Origin of the sequence: Nocardia sp. JCM 34519.1, assembly GCF_020361265.1 — a bacterium.
Lineage (GTDB): Bacteria > Actinomycetota > Actinomycetes > Mycobacteriales > Mycobacteriaceae > Nocardia > Nocardia arthritidis_A.
Genome location: NZ_JAIRBR010000027.1, coordinates 38,660 through 54,598, shown reverse-complemented (window position 1 = coordinate 54,598; position 15,939 = coordinate 38,660). Strand labels below are relative to the sequence as shown.

The window sequence follows — 15,939 nt, the reverse complement described above, 5'->3', positions numbered from 1 at the left end:
CCCTGCTCGATTGAATCGGTTGCACCGTTGGTTGATTCGGAATCATCCAGGGAATCAGGCACCGAAATAGTCGTTCCGCGTCAGCTTGCGCGCGGCGGTGCGCTGGCCGTCGGCGAACGTACCGAACCCATTGCCGAGATTGCCCGCGTTGGTGAACGTCGCATCGCGCATTTTCGCGTAGCCGTTCTTGCCCTCCATGAAACCCTGACCGTAGTGGTCGGCGCCCCACGGCTCGCCGCGGCCGTCCAGATTCGCTTGCAGCCTGCTGAATATCGTCGAGATCTTTTGCTTCACTTCATCGTTCGCGTCCGCGGCGGTACTCAGCTTGTCGGTGTAGGTGTGCAGTCTGTCGACCATCATTGACCTCCGTGCAACCGATCCGAAATCGCGACATCCCATCGCATCAGAGGTTTCCCAACACGATCGGACGCCATGGCGAACGACCGGTGAACGCCGGGACACGCGAAATCTACTGGGCGGTAGTGCCTGTGGCGCTCGTCTCGGCGGCATGGTGAATTCGATGACCGCACAGCCACTTTCGTGACACCGACAGCTCCCGGATCGGCCGGTCAGCGCAGGGTGGCGATGACGTGTCGCGCGGCCTCCGCGATGAGCTCATCGCTCGGTTCGGCGTCGTAGCCGCCCGCGCGATCCGACACCAGCGGTGCGCCGGACGGCGGCCGGACGACGGCGATATCGTTCGCGCGGCCGTAGTCGCCGGTGCCGGTCTTGTCGGCCACCGACCAGCCCGGCGGTACCGCGGCCCTGATGCGCCCCGGCGCGGTTTTGCTGTGCAGCAACCAGTCCGTCAGCATGGCGCGCTTGTCGTCCGGCAGCGCCGAACCCAGCAGCAGCGTCCGGAAATCGCCGCCGATCGCGCGCGGCGTCGTGGTGTCGACCGGATCGCCGGGCGCGGCGCGGTTGAGTTCGGGTTCGTAGTTGTCCAGCCTGCCGACCTGGTCGCCGATTTCGCGCAGATATGCGGTGAGCGCCGCGGGTCCGCCGAGATCGGTGACCAGCAGATTGCCCGCGGTGCCGTCGCTGTAGCGGATCGCGGCGTCGCAGAGTTCGCCGATCGTCATACCGGTGTCGACCCGCTTCTGGGTGACGGGTGAGATCGAGCGGATATCGTCATGGCTGAAGGTCACCCGGGAGTCGAGGTGCGACAACGGGTTTCGGGCCAGCACCGCGGCAACGGCGAGTGCCTTGAAGATGGAACACAGTGCGAACCGCTCGTCCGCGCGGTATTCGAGCGTCCGCCCGGTGCCGGTGTCGATGGCGAAAACGCCGATGCGCGCATTGAAACGCCGTTCCAGTTCGAGGTAGCGTGCCGCCGGTTCGGCCGTCGTGGGCACCGGGGCCGACACCGACTCGGCGCAGGCGGTCAGCAGTGTCGCCATGACGGCGGTCAGCACGGCGCGACGGGTCGGGCCCGCGCGGCGCCAGCGGATATCGGGCGTCAATTCAGCTCCTGGACAGCGATTTTCGCGGCCTTGGCGAGCAGCGCGTTGTCGTAGCTCGCATCCTGTTTCGCGCGGGTCGTCAGCACCGTCAGCACGATCGGGGCGCGGTTCGGCGGCCACAGCACGGCGATATCGTTGCGGGTGCCGTAGGCGGCGGAGCCGGTCTTGTCGGCGACCTGCCAGTCCGCGGGGACGCCGGCGCGGATCACTTCGCCGCCGGTGGTGTTGCGGCGCATCATGTCGGTGAGGATGGCGCGGGCCTCGGGGGTGAGTTCCGAGCCCAGCAGGTACTTCCGGAGATCGGCCGCCAGGGCGCGGGGTGTGCTCGTATCCCGGGTGTCGCCCGGAATCGCCTCGTTCAACGCGGTTTCGGTGCGGTCCATCTGGGTCACGTTGTCGCCGAGGGCGCGTAGGTTCCGCTCGACGCCCTTGGGGCCGCCGAGCCGCGCGAACATGTGGTTGGCCGCGGTGTTGTCGCTATATCGCAGCGCCGCGTCGAGCACTTCGCGCAGCGTCATCCCGTCGGCCACGTGTTGTTCACTGATCGGTGAGTTGGCCACCAGGTCGGCCGAGGTGTAGTTGATCCGCACCTCCAGATCGGCCGGTGCGGTCGTGGCGAGTATCGCGCCCGCGAGCAACGCCTTCGAGGTCGATGCGTAGGCGAACCGTTCGTCGGCGCGATGCTCCACCGTTCGGTCGGAGCCCGTGTCGATGCCGAAAACTCCCAGATGCGCGTCGAATTCGGTTTCCAGTGCGTCGAATTCGCCGGATATCGGCGTCGTCGCGGTGGAGGTCGGGGCGGGCGCCGCGTTATCGGTCGCGCATGCGGCGAGCGGAAGCAACAGGGCCGCCGCGATCGCAACGGCGGCGGATCGGGCGGTGCGAAACCTCGTCATTCGGATCTCCATTCGTCGCGGTTGTTGCCGATGGGCAGCCTCGCACCCGGTGCCGTATGCCGTCCAAGACACAAATGCGGGTATCAATGCTGAATTGGCATACACTGTGGTGCCGTGGATATGGTCGCCGCGTGCCGCGCCTTCGTCGCCGTCAGCAGCAACGGCAGCTTCACCGTCGGCGCGGCGGCGGCCCGGATCCCGCAATCGGTGGCCAGCCGCCGGATCGCGGCGCTCGAACAGCACTTCGGCGCCCGGCTGCTCAACCGGACCTCGCGCAGCGCGACGTTGACGTCGTTCGGGCGGGAGATGCTGCCATCGGCCCGGCGGCTCGTCGAACTCGCCGAGGCGATGGAGCACGAGGCGGAGCGCGCGAAGCTGCGGCCGTTCCGGATGGCGATACCCCAGATATGCGCGCCGCTGCCGCTTGCCCGCTGCGTCGCGGTGGCGCGCGAGGGCGGGCTGAACCTCGACCTGCATTCGGCCGGACCCAGGGAACGCGCGGAACTCGTTCGGACACAAGAGGTTCGGGCCGCGCTCAGCGCGGTGCCGCCGGACCGGGGCAGGTGGCGGGTGCCGCTCGGCCTCGCGGGCACCGCGGGCCCGCATCCGACCCCGCTCTATCTGGAGACATTGCGCGCGGGCCGCGCCGACCGGGACGTTCGGCGTCGCCGGATCTGGATCCAGCCGGAGGACGATACGCCGCACCTGCGCGACCCGCTCACCCGGCTGCGTGACGCGCTCGGTCTGCAACCGGCGCAGGTAATGGTGGCCGATTCGCTGATCACCGCGGTGGCCGAGGTGCTCGGCTCCGACGATCTGCTGCTCGCCTCGCGGTGGCAGGCCGGTGAGCTCGGATTACATTGGCGGCCGATCGGTGAACTAGAGCTATCCCGCGGCTACGAGATCGCGGCCGGGCAGCGCGCGGACGCCGAACGCGTCAGATCGTTGCCCGCGCGCGCGATCGGCGCCTGCCTCGGCGCACCGGACGACGAGAGCGAGGAACGGTAGATGGGGATGAGCACGGCGCTGCGCGAGGTGCATCGAGTACTCGACGACGCGGGCCTGCGCGGCTCATTCCTGGTGCGCGACTTGAATTCCGGCGACGAACTCGGGGTCGAAGCCGAGGCGGAGTGGCCGATCGCATCGCTGGTCAAGGTGCCGCTCGCGGTGGTGACGTTGGTGCGGATCGCCCGCGGTGAACTCGACCCGGCGGCCAGGATCGAGGTCGAGCCGGGCCGCATCGCGACGGCTGGGCCGATGGGTCTCGGCAAATTCCGGCATCCGGCCAGCATCGCGCTCGACGACCTGCTGTATCTGAGCACATCCATCAGCGACGGCATCGCCGCGGACGCCCTGTTCGCGCTGACCCCGCCCGCCGCCGTCACCGCGGAACTGCGGCGGCTCGGCCACGACGGAATCGCGGTGCGGCATCTGATGGGCGAGCTCACCCGGACACCGGTCGAACGCTTCGAACCCGCGCAGGCGCATCTGGCGCATACGCTCGCCATCGAGGCGGGCACCGCCGGGCACGGTCATCCGGTGCCGCAGCTCGATATCAGTTGGGCCAATGCGGGTTCGGCGCGGGCGTTCGTCGACCTGATGCGGGATCTGTGGCGGCCGAGCGCCATTCATCCGGATGCGGCGGCGCGGGTGCGGGAACTGATGGGAGACAACGTGGTCCGGCAGCGACTCGCGCCCGACTTCAGCTCCGATGCGGCCCGCTGGTCGTCGAAAACCGGAACCCTGCTCAACCTGCGTCACGAGGTGGGCGTCGTCGAGCATGCGGACGGTCAGGTGCTCGCGGTGGCCGCGCTCACCGAATCGCGGGTTCCGGCGGCCAATCAACCCGGTGCGGAGGCGAGCATGGCCAAGGCGGCCAGGATCCTGCACGACGAATTGCGGACCGGGCCATGGAATCGATTGTGACGCAGGTCATATCGCGGGGGTGCGCATCCGGAGATGGGACGAATCGCCTATCTTTGAAGTTGCTGTGAATCTTTCTGTGACGGTTGTGCACCTGGTGGCCAGGCTGCACGTGGATCTCGGTCGGCTGGCCGCCCAGCTGTGTCGCTGACGCGTACCCACACAATGTTCCACCCTGACCGTCTCGGAGTTCTGTTATGTCCACACCCCTTTCGCGCGGCCGTACCCTCAATCCGGCGCGCTGGCCCTTCGGTGTCCAGATCCTGCTTGGCCTCGCGGTCGGCATCGCCGCCGGATTCATCGCCCGCGCCACCGGATCCGCCTGGCTCACCAGCACATTGACGCAGGTCGGCGGCATCTTCGTGCAGCTGCTCAAGCTTGCCGTCCCGCCGCTGGTATTCACCGCGGTGCTGGTGAGTATCGCGGGCCTGCGCCACGTCACCAATGCCGCCCGGCTGGCGGGCCGCACACTGCTCTGGTTCATGGGCACCTCGCTGATCGCGGTCGTCGTCGGGATCGCGCTCGGCCTGATCACCAATCCGGGTCGCGGCGTCGACCTGACCCTCACCGGCGCGAAGGCGCCCGACAGCAAGGGCGGCTGGACCGACTTCCTCACCGGCATCATCCCCACCAACGTCATCGGCGCGTTCACCAACGGCAATGTGCTGCAATTGGTTTTCCTCGGCGCCGTGCTCGGGGTGGCCGCGCTGAAACTCGGTGAGGCCGCCAAACCCTTTGTCGCGCTGGCTGAATCTGTGCTACAGCTGGTGCAGAAGGCGCTCTGGTGGGTGATCCGGCTCGCGCCGATCGGCACCGCGGGACTGATCGGCAAGGCCATCGCCAGTTACGGCTGGAATCTGTTGCGGCCGTTGGCCACCTTCACCGTGGCGGTCTATGTCGGCTGCCTCATCGTGCTCGTCGTCGTGTATCCGATTCTGTTGCGCGTCGTCGGCGGAGTGAACCCGGTTCGCTTCTACGCGAAGGTCTGGCCCGCGGTCGAATTGGCGTTCGTCTCGCGCTCGTCGATCGGCACCATGCCGCTCACCCAGCGGATGGTCACCGAAAGGCTCGGCGTCCCAGGCGAATACGCCTCGTTCGCGGTGCCGTTCGGCGCGACGACCAAGATGGACGGCTGCGCCGCCGTCTACCCGGCGCTGGCCGCCATCTTCGTCGCCCAGATCACCGGCACCCACCTCGGCATCCGGGATTACCTGCTGATCGCCTTCGTCTCCGTCGTGGGCTCCGCGGCGACCGCCGGACTCACAGGCGCCATCGTCATGCTGACGCTCACCCTGTCCACCCTCGGCCTGCCGCTCGCGGGCGCCGGCCTGCTGCTCGCCATCGATCCGATACTCGACATGATCCGCACCGCAACCAATGTCGCGGGTCAGATGGTGATTCCGGTGCTGGTCGCCAAGCGTGAGGGCATCCTCGAACGGGAGGTCTTCGACCGCCCGTCGGCGCCGCTCACGACGACCGCGCCGATCGCGGAACCGATCCCCGCGGCCGCCTGATCGCGCCGGGTCGATCGCGAACGCGCGATCGACCCGGGCCCTCAGTTCGACGCCGTCGCGCGGCGATGCTGTGCGGCCTTGGCGCGGTTGCCGCACACCGCCATCTGGCACCAGCGCCGCCTGCCGCCCGCCGACAGATCGACGAACCGCGCGCTGCAGTTGACGCCGCCGCAGATGCGAACCCGGCCGCGGGTATCGCCGCCGAGCAGTTCGGCGGCGTCGAGGGCGATTCGATACAGCGCGCCGCGGGCATCGGTGGGTGCGCCGGTCGTTTCCAGCACCGGCACCCCTTCGTGCACGTCGAGGCGCGGCGGATGGTCTGCCGCGTTGGCCAGCCAGCGGTTGATCACCTGCTGTGCGCTTCGGGGAAAGTGTGTTCCGCCGACGACCGCGCGCACACCGGAGTCGATGGCCTCGCGCAATTGCCTTGCCTCGTCCAGTAATTCCACATCGAAGTCGCCGCGGCACGGGATGAGCCCGGCCGCGGCGAACCAGTCCGCCAGGTCCTGCGGATGCCGAAGCAGCTCGCGGCCGCCCGCATAGCGGTCCCGCATGGTGTTGACGAAATCGATGCTCGGCCGACCGCCGTACCAGACCCAGCGATCCCGTGACTGTTGTTCCGTCTTCATAACCCTATGTTAGGTTACCCCGGAAGTAACCCTATATATGGTTAGTTAGAGGTTGGGATGACAGGGCATACGTCACCGACGAAAACGTCGCTCGCACTGCGGATCTGGTTGCTGGCACTGGGTATGTTCGCGATCGGAACCGATCTGTTCATCGTGTCCGGTCTGCTGCCCGCGCTCAGCCGCGATCTGCACCTGTCGACCGCGGCCGCGGGGCAGACCGTCACGGCTTTCGCCATCACCTACGCCGTCGCGGCGCCGATACTGGCCGGCGTCACCGCACGCGTCGACCGGCGGGTGCTGCTGCTCGCGGTGCTCACCGTCTTCGCCGCGGGGAATGTGTTGTCCGCCTTGGCCGCCAGCTATTGGGTGCTGCTGGTCAGCCGGGTCGTCGCCGGTCTCGGCGCCGCGCTGTTCGCGGCCACCGCATCCGCGACCGCGGTCCGCATCACCACGCCCGAGCGGCGCGGGCGCGCGTTGGCCATCGTGTACGCCGGGATGACATCGGCCATCGCGCTGGGCGTTCCGCTGGGTAATGTGATCGGCGCCGCACTGTCGTGGCGCTGGGCGTTCGGATTCGTGGCCGCGCTCGCCGTACTCACCGCCGCCGGGCTGTGGGTGAGTTTGCCCGGACTGCCGGGCAGCGCGGGCGCGAGCATCGGGGAACGGCTTGCGGCGGTACGGATTCGGCGCGCGCCGACGGCATTGCTCGGCACCGCCCTCTGGGTGCTCGGCACCTTCGTTGTCTACACCTATCTGGGAACGTTGCTGGACAACATCACTCACGCGTCGGAGGATGTACGTCCCTGGTTGTTACTGCTTTTCGGCATCGGCAGCTTTGCCGGAGTGCTGGTCGGCGGTCGCATCGCGGACCGATTCGACCCGAACGCGAGCCTGATCGTTTCGATCGGTCTGCTGGCGGTCGTGCTCGCCGGGCTCGGCCTGGCCGTGCACTCCGTCCCCGGCGTCGCCATCGGATCGGCGCTCTGGGGTCTGGTCCACTGGTGCAGCTTCCCGCTCATCCAGCACCGCCTGCTCGCCATCGGCGGGGCCCGCGGCGACATGCTCTTGGCGCTCAACAACAGCGCCGTTTACCTCGGTCAAACCGGTGCCGCCGTGCTCGGTGGCCTGTTCGCCGATTCCGGCATGCTGGGCGGACTTCCCTTCGTCGGTGTCGCCGCCGAGCTCCTGGCCCTGCTGACGCTGGCCCTGAATATCCGAGCCGCCCGCCCCGCGCCCGCAGTGGATTCGCCCGATCTCGACGCGGCGTCCCAGGGTAAAACCGCCGCGATCACCCGGGCCGAGCAAATTTAGGTCGGATGACCTATATTGAATTCCGTGAACGATGCTCTCGATTTCGATCCACAGGGTCCGGTACTGCTCGTCGGCGGCTATGGGACGGTCGGCGCGGAGCTGACGCGCCTGGCCGCGCCGTCCTTCCCGCTGTTGCTCACCGGGCGCAGCCTGGCTCGGGGGCGCGAGCTCGCCATGGAAGTCGGTGCGGGGCTTAAGGTTTGGGATCTCGCCGCGCCGGAACCGTTCCGGGCGGGCGTGCGTGCGGTGGTCGGCCTCGTCAACGACCCGGACGACCGCGTGCTGCGTGCCGCGGTCGCGGGCGGGGTGCCGTTCGTCGACATCACGCGGTGGACCAGCCGCCTACAGCGCGCCGCGACAGTGGCCGCGCTGCTCGACCCGCGCGCCCCGGTGCTGCTCTCCTCGGCGTGGATGGGCGGTGTGACGAGTCTTGTTGCCGCACACCTGGGTTCGAGGCTGGGCGGCGCCGATACGGTGGAGGTGGCGATCCGCTGGGATCTGCGCGATCGGGCGGGTGCCGATTCGGTCGAATTCCTGGATCGGCTCGGGCTCGACTACGAGGTGATCGAGGGCGGCACGCGCCGGACCATCATGCCGCTGAGCGGTGTGCGCCGGGTCCGCATCGGCGACGCCGTCACCCGGGTAGCCCGCATCGACACCCCGGAACAATTCACCCTCCCGCTGACCCTCGGCGCGGCGACGGTTGCCACGCGCATCGGATTCAGTTCCGGCGCATCGACTTCCGCATTGTTGGCGGTCAAGCGGCTCGGCTTCTTCCGCTGGGGCCGCGGCGAACGGTTCACCGGCGCGCGCCGAGCGCTGCTGTACGCGCCGGGTGACGGCGGCGTCGCCGCCCTGCGGATCGACGTCACCCACGGCGGGCGCACCGCCACCGCCACCCTCACCGACCCCGCCGGACAGGCGCACCTCACCGCGGTCGGTGCGCTGCTGGGTTTGCGCCGGGTGCTCGGACTCGACGGGGCGGCGCCCGAATCCGGCGTGCGCTTTCCGGAACAGACACCGGTCCCCGCCGAGGTACCGGCCATGCTCGCGGCGCACGGCATCGATCTGCGCGTCGACATCGAACGCGAAATCGGCAGTGCCGCATGACCGAACATGCCGCCAGCACCGACAAGGGCGCGCAACGGCGGGTCCTGCTGCTCGATGTGGCCGAACGGATCCTGACCGAATCCGGTTACGGTCAGCTGACGATGCGTGCGGTCGCGGCCGCCGCGCAGGTGCGGCTGGGGCATCTCCAGTACTACTTTCCCAACCGCGCCGACCTCATCGTCGCCGTATTGACCCGTGCGCTGGCTCGCTCGCTCGAGCGGCTCGCCCCGCTGCTCGGCTCGCCCGCGCCCGCCGCCGACATGGTGCGAAAGGTGTTGGCGGAGCAGGACGATCGGGAACTGGTCCGGATGTACACCGAGATCTGGGCGCTCGCGGGCCGCGACGAATCCGTCGCCGCGGCCGTGCGCGAGTTCTACCGCGCCTACCAGGGGCAGGTCGCCGACGTCATCAGAACGCGGAATCCCGAAGCGTCCGAAGAGATCTGCCGCATCAACGCACGCATCTTCACCATGCTCGTCGAGGGCGCGGCGCTGTTCCGGTCGGGTATCGCCGATCATGCCGATCCGGTCACCGATACCGCGCTGACCGAAATCGCGGCGGCCCTCCTCGATCCGGTGGTTCGTTGATGATGAAGCCGAATGTGCCGCTGCGGCCTGGTATCTCCCCGGGTTGCGGTTTACCGCCGCGTCCTATCTGATCGAAAGCACATATGCGAAATCGCCGGGCCGCCGTCGGTGGCCGAGGCGATATCGATCTGCCGCGTGACGCTCGACAGGCGACTTGCGGTTGGCGTGCGAAAGGCGGAACCTCAATGGCCACAACAATTCCCGTCGGAGTCGTAGTCTTCCCGCCGCCGGTGCGTCCCGTACTCGACGCGATCATGCGGGCGGAGGACGCCGGTGTCGGCACGGCCTGGGTGCCCTCGTGGCCGGTCGGGCCCGACGGGCTGAGCATCATCACCGCGGCCGCGGCGCGCACCAGCCGGATCGGGCTGGCCAGTGGGATCTCGATCACCTATCCGACACATCCGCTGGCGCGTGCCAACGAGGCGCTGGTCGCTGCCGAGTTGGCACAGGGGCGTTTTCGGTTGGGGATCGGCGCGAGTCATCAGGTGGCGATCGAAGGGCATTACGGCCTCCCGTTCGGCAGGCCGCTGGCGCATCTGCGGGAATACGTCGCGGTGTTGCGCGGGATGCTGTGGGACGGGCACGTCGATCTGGACGGGCAGCACTTCCAGGTGCACGCCGCGCTACCGCCGGGGCTCACGCCGCCCCGGCCGCCGATCGTCCTGGCCGCATTGCGTAAGAACATGCTGAGCCTGGCGGGTGAGCTCACGGACGGCGCGATGATCACCTGGGCGGGGCCCTCGTATGTGCGCTCGATCGCCATACCGGCACTGGAGGCGGGCGCGCGCCGGGCGCAACGCTCCCGGCCGCCGTTGATCGTCGGCGCGACCGTCCTGCTCACCCGCGACTTCGACGTGGTGCGTCAGGCCGCGCAGACCGCCTTCGGCGCCTATTCGACATACCCCACCTACGCCGAGATGTTTCGAGACGCGGGCCATCCGTTGGACGCGCAGGGTCGGTTGAGCGACGAATTCATCGACGAGGTCATCGTTTACGGCGACGAGGAAACGATTCAGCGCCGCCTGCTCGCCCTGCACGAGGCAGGTGCCGACGAAATCGCGGCCGCACTGATCCCGGTGGGCGATCCACAGCGCGACGAAGCCGCGTTCCTGAAGGTCATCGCCGAGATCTCCACGTAACCCGTTGCACCGCAGGGACTTCGATTCGACATGGTCGGGCTCGTGCAGGAGGATCCCGAATCCGACTGTCACGCGGCCCCTTTCAAGAGCGCGTCGATCCGAACAACGTATCCACCACCTCACCGATGACATCTTCAGGTGACGCGGGCAGGACGGGGGAGCGCCAAGCGACGAACTGGTCGGGCCGGACGAGCAGCGCTCCATCGGGTTCGATACCGGCCATATCGATGAACCCATCGGCAAGCTGACGTACCTGTATGCCCAATCCCGCTGCCTGCGTGGCGGATTGCCATGCGGCGCCGCGCGGTCCGGTCAGCAGCGACCACTGCGTGCCGACCAGGTCGAGGGTGGACAGCCCGGCCGTCAGCCAACGGTGCGGCAGGCGGCGTCCTGGCACGGCCTGCCCGGTGAGAACATCCGAATCAGCTTGTCCGTCAAAAATTACCGCGCCTTCGGTGTACTGGTAGCACATCATCCCGCGCAGATAATCGGCGGCGAGCTGGGCGTAGAGCTCGTTGGTATCGCCCTGCGCCTGATAACCGCGAAGCATGCGCTGGGACAACGCCAGGGAAGCCGTTGCGGCGGTTCGGCGTTCGGGTTCGTAGCTGTCGAGCAGCGTCGCAGCCGCCTGCCCGCGCAGCACGGCGGCGAGTTTCCAGGCGAGGTTGTGACCGTCCTGTATGCCGGTGTTCATGCCGAGACCGCCCGCGGAACTCTGCGTATGCGCGGCATCACCGGCCAGGAACACCCGGTCGCGCCGGAACTCGGCCGCGATGGCGATCGCCGCCTCCCATGCGTTGCATTCGAGCAGATCGATCGGCACCGAATCGTCGCCGATCGCGTTGTGCAGCAACCGAATTGTCTGTTCCGGGGGCAGGGTCGTCAGCTCGGCGGGTTTGCCGGGGTAGTCCATGATGTGCGACGACCACTGCTTGCCGTCGGCGCCCTTGGCGAAAAGCGTGCAGTAGACCTGATCGTTGCGGATGAAGCAGAACCGCGTCGCCGACTCCGGCAGCAGCCGCCCGAGATCGGCGCGGAAGAACGCGGTGTTCAGCCGGGCCGCGACCTGCCGGTCCCGCATTTCGATGTCGAGCAGTTGTCGTACCCGGCTGCGGGCGCCGTCGGCTCCGATCAGATAGGCGCAGGACACCTCGTCCTCCGCGCCGGTCACGGTGTCGGCGACGGTGGCGCGAACACCGGCCGGGCCGGTGTCGAAGCCGACGAGTTCGGCATCGAATCGCACCCGACCACCGCGGCGCCGGAATTCGTCGAGCGCGATCCGCTGCACCTCGTACTGGGTGACGGAGCGGCGGATATTCACCGGGCTACCGGATTCCAACCAGTCCGTGTACTCGGGCGGCGGAGCGGCAGTGTGCCGAACCGCGCCGATCGCGCTGTATTTGACCACCGAGTGCAGCGGTGCGGGCGCGTCCCAGGCGATCTCGTCGAGTTTCGGTCCCAGCCCGATCGATCGGAACAACTCCAGCGTGCGCACCGAGGCGCTGGCCCGCGGCGGCGCGTTGAGCGGGTCGCGTTTGTCCACCACCAGCACCCGGATGCCGCGGTCGGCCAGGAACAACGCGGTTGTCAGGCCGACCGGACCGGCTCCCGCCACGATTACCTCGAACATGTTTCCCTCCTTGATCATTGGAGGTAAACGATGCGGGCTCGAGCCGGGTTGAGTTCAAGTCTCAGGACGCCGTCAGGGCTCGGCCGGGGTGACGAGCTGGATCAGATTTCCGCAGGTGTCGTCGAAGACCGCGGTGGTCACCGGTCCGGCCGCCATGGGTTGCTGGGTGAACCGCACCCCGAGCGCGTCCAGCCGCTTGTACTCCGCACACACATCGGTGACCTGGAACGAGGCGGCCGGAATACCGTCGGCGACGAGTGCGGCCTTGTACGGCTTCACCGCGGGGTGCCCGTCCGGTTCGAGCAGCAGTTCGGTGCCGTCGGGATCCTCCGGCGAGACCACCGTCAGCCATCGGGCCGCGCCGAGTGGGACGTCGTGCCGCTTCGTGAAGCCGAGTTTCTCGGTGTAGAACTCGAGCGCCTTCTCCTGGTCGTCGACGAACACGCTGGTGAGGTAGATCCGCACGGTGCCTGTCCTTTCCTGGTGATCGGCCGGGTATTGGACTCTCCCGCCACTGGAGACCCCACCATGATGGCAGTGCGAGTTCGATCGTTGCGCAGAAAGGCATTGCATGACCACGGTGACCGGCGTCGACGCCCCCGGTACGCAGCACTGTGAGACGACGGCGCTGGCGGTGTTGTTGCGGCACCAGGGAATCGAGTTGTCCGAACCCATGCTCTTCGGCCTCGGCTCCGGCCTGTCCTTCGTCTACTGGGACAGCAAGGCCATGGGATTTCCCTTTCTCGGAGGTCGGATCAAACCCTTCGAGCTCACCCGAATTCTGGCCGCCGGGCTCGGGTTGGAATTGCGGGTCCAGGAGACCACCTCTGCCCGCAAGGCTTGGGAGAACGTGGTCGCCGGTATCGACGACGGTCACCCTGTCGGTCTGCAGCTCGACAGCCACTACCTCGACTACTTCACCTCCGACGTGCATTTCGGCGGCCATTTCGTCGCCATGTACGGCTACGACGACCACGACGCCTACCTGGTGGATACCGATCAGCAGGGCGGAACGGTGTCCACCAGCCTCACCAGCCTCGCTCTGGCCAGGGCCGCGCGCGGTCCGATGACCGCCAGACACCGATCCTTCACCTTGACCGCCCCGAAATCCCCGCCCGCGCTACGAGAAATCGTCGTCCCGGCCATCACCGCCTGCGCCGCCGCCTTTCTCGAGCCGCCCATCGCCAACCTCGGCCACCGCGGCATCGAGAAGGCGGGCAAGTTGGTGCGCACCTGGCTCGAGCGGACCGACGACCCGCGACGGGACCTACCGCAGGCCGCACTGCTGATGGAGCGGGGCGGCACCGGCGGCGCGCTGTTCCGCAACTTCTACCGCGACTTCCTCGCCGAGTGCACCCGGCTGCTCGATAACCGCCACCTGCGCACCGGTCACAAGCTGTACACCGAGTCGGCCACGCTGTGGACCGAAGTCGCGGCACTGATCACCCGGGCCGGAGAAACCGGCGATGCGCGATTCCTCGCGGAGGCGGGTGGCCTTCTCGGCGATCTTTCACGTATCGAACGCGAGGCCATGCGCTGTCTGGCCGAGGTGGGCGTAACCCCTTAGGAATGCCGCATTCGGGACGTTGCAGGACCTGTCGATCGAGCTCTTCTCTCCCTCCGACGAGAAGACCGAATCGGCACTGCGCCGCCAGGCCCGGACGCGAGCATGACCTGCGGGTATCGGTGCGCGGTGTGGCGGACGTCACCTTCGCGTGCTCTGATCCTCCGCTCGAGTCACAGTGGATTGTCGGGAGCGCTATCCCGAGAAAGGTGATCGTCGCGGTCTCCGTGATCGGTTGTCGACCGGAGTCCTATTGCTGACCCGAGGCGGTAACTGGATGGCCGATATCGGATCGTTGTTGCGAGCCTGGTGGCGGGACGGGGTCGATTATCGCTGGCTGATCGAGACGTTCGAATCGCATTCGGCCCTCGCTCCGATGAAGATCATGATCGGGTCCGCGGGCATCGTCATGGCGTCGATAACGGCCCTCGCCCTGCTGTCGCAGGCGGGGCAGCGGGGTGCGGTGGGAGTGACTCAGGCCGTCGTCGCGATCGCGCTTGCCCTGGCCTGGACGCTGCGGTGGTGGTTGCTGCCGTGGCCGCGCGAAGGCGAGTCGCTCGCATGGATCGCGGCGATCGATGTCACCGTCACCGCCAACAACGTCCTGGTCCAGGACCGCCTACTGGGAGCTTTGGGCATCGTGCTGCTGGTGACCACCGGCGGATATGCCACGATCTTCCACGGTCCGCGGATCCTGGCCCTGCACGTCGGCTGGTCGTTTGTGTCGTTGGTACTGGTGGGGATCTTGATGTTCGTCGGAAGGCCGGGGAACACCGGACACGGGAAGGGCGACCTGCTCCTGTGCGTCGGAGTCATGATGTCCAACATCTGTGTGACCGGCGTCGTGCTCCCCATCGTGCACTTCTCGCATTGGCTGGTGCAGCGGGACGCGCAATCGGATCCGCTGACCAAGCTGCTGAACCGGCGCGGTCTCGACAGTCGCCTGTCGCGATTCTTCGACCCCGCCGCCCGCGGCGGCGTGTACGCGGTGACCTTCGACCTGGACCGGTTCAAATCCGTCAACGACACCTTCGGTCATTCGCTGGGCGACGAGGTGCTGGTGCGCACCGCGAAATGCCTGCGCGAAGCGGCCCCGCCGGGCGCCGTCATCGCGCGCACCGGCGGCGAGGAATTCGCGGTCGTCGGATACCTGAACGATGACTGCGTCGGGGCTATCGCCGAACGGCTGCGCGGCGCGATCGAAACGATGACCGATCTGCCGATCACCATCACCGCCAGCGTCGGAGCCGCCGTCACCACGCTGAACGGAACCGGCGAGACCCGCACGGCCCCACTGCGCCAAAGCCTGTTCCGCTCCGCCGACACAGCCATGTACGAGGCAAAACGCTTGGGCGGCAACAGTGTTGTGATCGCCGAGGCCCCGTGCCGCGAGCCATGCGCGGAAACAACCTGTGCGGTAGGCCAGGTCGGACAGTAGGCCGGTCTTGAGGTGCGCGACTTCAATCGGTCGGCCACGAATCGGCTCAACCATAGGCTGGTGTCCATTGGGTATGACGGTATACTCCAGGTATGTCAGATATGACCACGATCAAGGTGCCGAAGACGGTTCGGGACCGGCTGCAGCGAGTCGCGGTGTCGAATGGGGTGACCCTGGCGCAGGCTATTGATCAGTTGCTCGACCGGGCTGATGCGCGTCCGAAACCGACGATTGGGGGCTACCGCAGTGATCGGCCGCTGTCAGCCGAGGAGATCGATCGGGAGCTGGGCCGGGGATTCGGGGCCTGATGTCGATCATCGTGGACACCAGCGCCATCATTGCCCTGTTCGACGAATCGTACCCGGAGCACAAGGAGTTGGCGCGGATCGTCAGGAAAGGCGATGAGCGGCTGGTGGTTTCGCCGATGGTGGTCGCCGAGGCCGATTACATGCTTTATACGAGGCTCGGTACCCGCGCGGCGCGCGATTTCGCGTCGGATGTCGCCGGCGGGGCCTATGACCTGGCGGAGTGGACCGCCAATCAGCACGCCGCCGCGCTGGCGGTCACCGCGCAGTACGACGACAGCTATATCGGTATAGCCGACGCGTCGAATGTCGTACTCGCGGACCGGGAACGAACCGATCGGATCATGACGCTCGACCAGCGCCATTTCCGGGTCCTGAGGCCGTTGTGGGGCTTCTCCGGTTTTGTTCTACTGCCGTACGACGTCTGATC

At 67.5% G+C, this 15,939-nt stretch carries 17 protein-coding genes; 11 read left to right on the top strand and 6 right to left on the bottom strand.

Translation table 11 applies throughout. The features are described 5' to 3' along the window. Positions 1-54: 54 nt before the first annotated feature. The 3 genes from LGY53_RS38965 to bla (LGY53_RS38955) form a co-directional block, all read right to left on the bottom strand. Positions 55-360, bottom strand: a complete 306-nt coding sequence (locus tag LGY53_RS38965) for a hypothetical protein (RefSeq protein WP_225731699.1) — start codon at positions 358-360, stop codon at positions 55-57. Between the two features lie 209 nt (positions 361-569). Further along, positions 570-1,400, bottom strand: a complete 831-nt coding sequence (gene bla, locus LGY53_RS38960; RefSeq protein WP_225731745.1) for a class A beta-lactamase — start codon at positions 1,398-1,400, stop codon at positions 570-572. Between the two features lie 59 nt (positions 1,401-1,459). Continuing rightward, the gene (gene bla / locus LGY53_RS38955; protein ID WP_374111303.1) at positions 1,460-2,371 is read right to left on the bottom strand and encodes a class A beta-lactamase; all 912 of its coding nucleotides are present in this window, start codon (positions 2,369-2,371) and stop codon (positions 1,460-1,462) included. Positions 2,372-2,479: 108 nt separating this feature from the next. Between bla (LGY53_RS38955) and LGY53_RS38950 the strand changes: the two genes are divergently transcribed. From LGY53_RS38950 to LGY53_RS38940, 3 genes are all read left to right on the top strand, one after another. Beyond that, the gene (locus LGY53_RS38950) at positions 2,480-3,367 is read left to right on the top strand and encodes a LysR family transcriptional regulator (RefSeq protein ID WP_225731744.1); all 888 of its coding nucleotides are present in this window, start codon (positions 2,480-2,482) and stop codon (positions 3,365-3,367) included. Further along, a complete protein-coding gene (locus LGY53_RS38945; protein ID WP_225731697.1) occupies positions 3,368-4,285 on the top strand; it encodes a serine hydrolase in 918 nt (305 codons plus the stop codon). Positions 4,286-4,479: 194 nt separating this feature from the next. Then, positions 4,480-5,796, top strand: coding sequence for a dicarboxylate/amino acid:cation symporter (locus LGY53_RS38940; protein ID WP_225731696.1), 1,317 nt, complete (start codon positions 4,480-4,482; stop codon positions 5,794-5,796). A gap of 41 nt (positions 5,797-5,837) precedes the next feature. Here the strand turns inward: LGY53_RS38940 and LGY53_RS38935 are convergent, their stop codons facing one another. Next, the gene (locus tag LGY53_RS38935; RefSeq protein ID WP_225731695.1) at positions 5,838-6,425 is read right to left on the bottom strand and encodes an ABATE domain-containing protein; all 588 of its coding nucleotides are present in this window, start codon (positions 6,423-6,425) and stop codon (positions 5,838-5,840) included. Between the two features lie 57 nt (positions 6,426-6,482). Here LGY53_RS38935 and LGY53_RS38930 point away from each other — a divergent pair, with 57 nt between their 5' ends. The 4 genes from LGY53_RS38930 to LGY53_RS38915 all read left to right on the top strand — a co-directional run bounded on the left by LGY53_RS38930 (position 6,483) and on the right by LGY53_RS38915 (position 10,572). Further along, positions 6,483-7,736, top strand: coding sequence for an MFS transporter (locus LGY53_RS38930; RefSeq protein ID WP_225731694.1), 1,254 nt, complete (start codon positions 6,483-6,485; stop codon positions 7,734-7,736). 24 nt (positions 7,737-7,760) lie between these two features. Continuing rightward, complete coding sequence (locus LGY53_RS38925; protein ID WP_225731693.1) at positions 7,761-8,846, top strand: saccharopine dehydrogenase; 1,086 nt, start codon at positions 7,761-7,763, stop codon at positions 8,844-8,846. Beyond that, a complete protein-coding gene (locus LGY53_RS38920) occupies positions 8,843-9,433 on the top strand; it encodes a TetR/AcrR family transcriptional regulator (RefSeq protein WP_225731692.1) in 591 nt (196 codons plus the stop codon). Before LGY53_RS38925 ends, LGY53_RS38920 begins: the two co-directional genes overlap by 4 nt. A gap of 185 nt (positions 9,434-9,618) precedes the next feature. After that, positions 9,619-10,572 (top strand): LLM class flavin-dependent oxidoreductase, encoded by a 954-nt coding sequence (locus LGY53_RS38915; protein ID WP_225731691.1) that lies wholly within the window; start codon positions 9,619-9,621, stop codon positions 10,570-10,572. Between the two features lie 82 nt (positions 10,573-10,654). Here LGY53_RS38915 and LGY53_RS38910 read toward each other — a convergent pair whose 3' ends face one another. After that, positions 10,655-12,202, bottom strand: coding sequence for an FAD-dependent oxidoreductase (locus tag LGY53_RS38910; protein ID WP_225731690.1), 1,548 nt, complete (start codon positions 12,200-12,202; stop codon positions 10,655-10,657). Between the two features lie 72 nt (positions 12,203-12,274). Beyond that, a complete protein-coding gene (locus LGY53_RS38905) occupies positions 12,275-12,667 on the bottom strand; it encodes a VOC family protein (RefSeq protein WP_225731689.1) in 393 nt (130 codons plus the stop codon). Between the two features lie 106 nt (positions 12,668-12,773). On the opposite strand from LGY53_RS38905, the gene LGY53_RS38900 reads away from it, so the two are divergent. The 4 genes from LGY53_RS38900 (at position 12,774) to LGY53_RS38885 (ending at position 15,937) form a co-directional block, all read left to right on the top strand. Next, positions 12,774-13,769 carry a BtrH N-terminal domain-containing protein gene (locus LGY53_RS38900; RefSeq protein ID WP_225731688.1) on the top strand — a complete coding sequence of 332 codons (996 nt, stop codon included), beginning with the start codon at positions 12,774-12,776 and terminating at the stop codon, positions 13,767-13,769. Between the two features lie 274 nt (positions 13,770-14,043). Then, the gene (locus LGY53_RS38895; RefSeq protein WP_225731687.1) at positions 14,044-15,204 is read left to right on the top strand and encodes a diguanylate cyclase; all 1,161 of its coding nucleotides are present in this window, start codon (positions 14,044-14,046) and stop codon (positions 15,202-15,204) included. A 101-nt stretch (positions 15,205-15,305) separates the two neighbouring features. Beyond that, on the top strand, positions 15,306-15,512 hold the full coding sequence (locus tag LGY53_RS38890) for a hypothetical protein (RefSeq protein ID WP_225731686.1): 207 nt from the start codon (positions 15,306-15,308) through the stop codon (positions 15,510-15,512). Further along, positions 15,512-15,937 (top strand): PIN domain-containing protein, encoded by a 426-nt coding sequence (locus LGY53_RS38885; RefSeq protein WP_225731685.1) that lies wholly within the window; start codon positions 15,512-15,514, stop codon positions 15,935-15,937. The genes LGY53_RS38890 and LGY53_RS38885 overlap by 1 nt, the downstream gene beginning before the upstream one ends. Positions 15,938-15,939 lie beyond the last annotated feature (2 nt).

Coding starts and splice junctions, on each gene's coding strand:
- LGY53_RS38965 (WP_225731699.1), bottom strand. CDS start 360: ATGATGGTCGACAGACTGCACACCTACACCGACAAGCTGAGTACCGCC.
- bla (WP_225731745.1), bottom strand. CDS start 1,400: ATGGCGACACTGCTGACCGCCTGCGCCGAGTCGGTGTCGGCCCCGGTG.
- bla (WP_374111303.1), bottom strand. CDS start 2,371: ATGGAGATCCGAATGACGAGGTTTCGCACCGCCCGATCCGCCGCCGTT.
- LGY53_RS38950 (WP_225731744.1), top strand. CDS start 2,480: ATGGTCGCCGCGTGCCGCGCCTTCGTCGCCGTCAGCAGCAACGGCAGC.
- LGY53_RS38945 (WP_225731697.1), top strand. CDS start 3,368: ATGGGGATGAGCACGGCGCTGCGCGAGGTGCATCGAGTACTCGACGAC.
- LGY53_RS38940 (WP_225731696.1), top strand. CDS start 4,480: ATGTCCACACCCCTTTCGCGCGGCCGTACCCTCAATCCGGCGCGCTGG.
- LGY53_RS38935 (WP_225731695.1), bottom strand. CDS start 6,425: ATGAAGACGGAACAACAGTCACGGGATCGCTGGGTCTGGTACGGCGGT.
- LGY53_RS38930 (WP_225731694.1), top strand. CDS start 6,483: ATGACAGGGCATACGTCACCGACGAAAACGTCGCTCGCACTGCGGATC.
- LGY53_RS38920 (WP_225731692.1), top strand. CDS start 8,843: ATGACCGAACATGCCGCCAGCACCGACAAGGGCGCGCAACGGCGGGTC.
- LGY53_RS38915 (WP_225731691.1), top strand. CDS start 9,619: ATGGCCACAACAATTCCCGTCGGAGTCGTAGTCTTCCCGCCGCCGGTG.
- LGY53_RS38910 (WP_225731690.1), bottom strand. CDS start 12,202: ATGTTCGAGGTAATCGTGGCGGGAGCCGGTCCGGTCGGCCTGACAACC.
- LGY53_RS38900 (WP_225731688.1), top strand. CDS start 12,774: ATGACCACGGTGACCGGCGTCGACGCCCCCGGTACGCAGCACTGTGAG.
- LGY53_RS38895 (WP_225731687.1), top strand. CDS start 14,044: ATGGCCGATATCGGATCGTTGTTGCGAGCCTGGTGGCGGGACGGGGTC.
- LGY53_RS38890 (WP_225731686.1), top strand. CDS start 15,306: ATGACCACGATCAAGGTGCCGAAGACGGTTCGGGACCGGCTGCAGCGA.
- LGY53_RS38885 (WP_225731685.1), top strand. CDS start 15,512: ATGTCGATCATCGTGGACACCAGCGCCATCATTGCCCTGTTCGACGAA.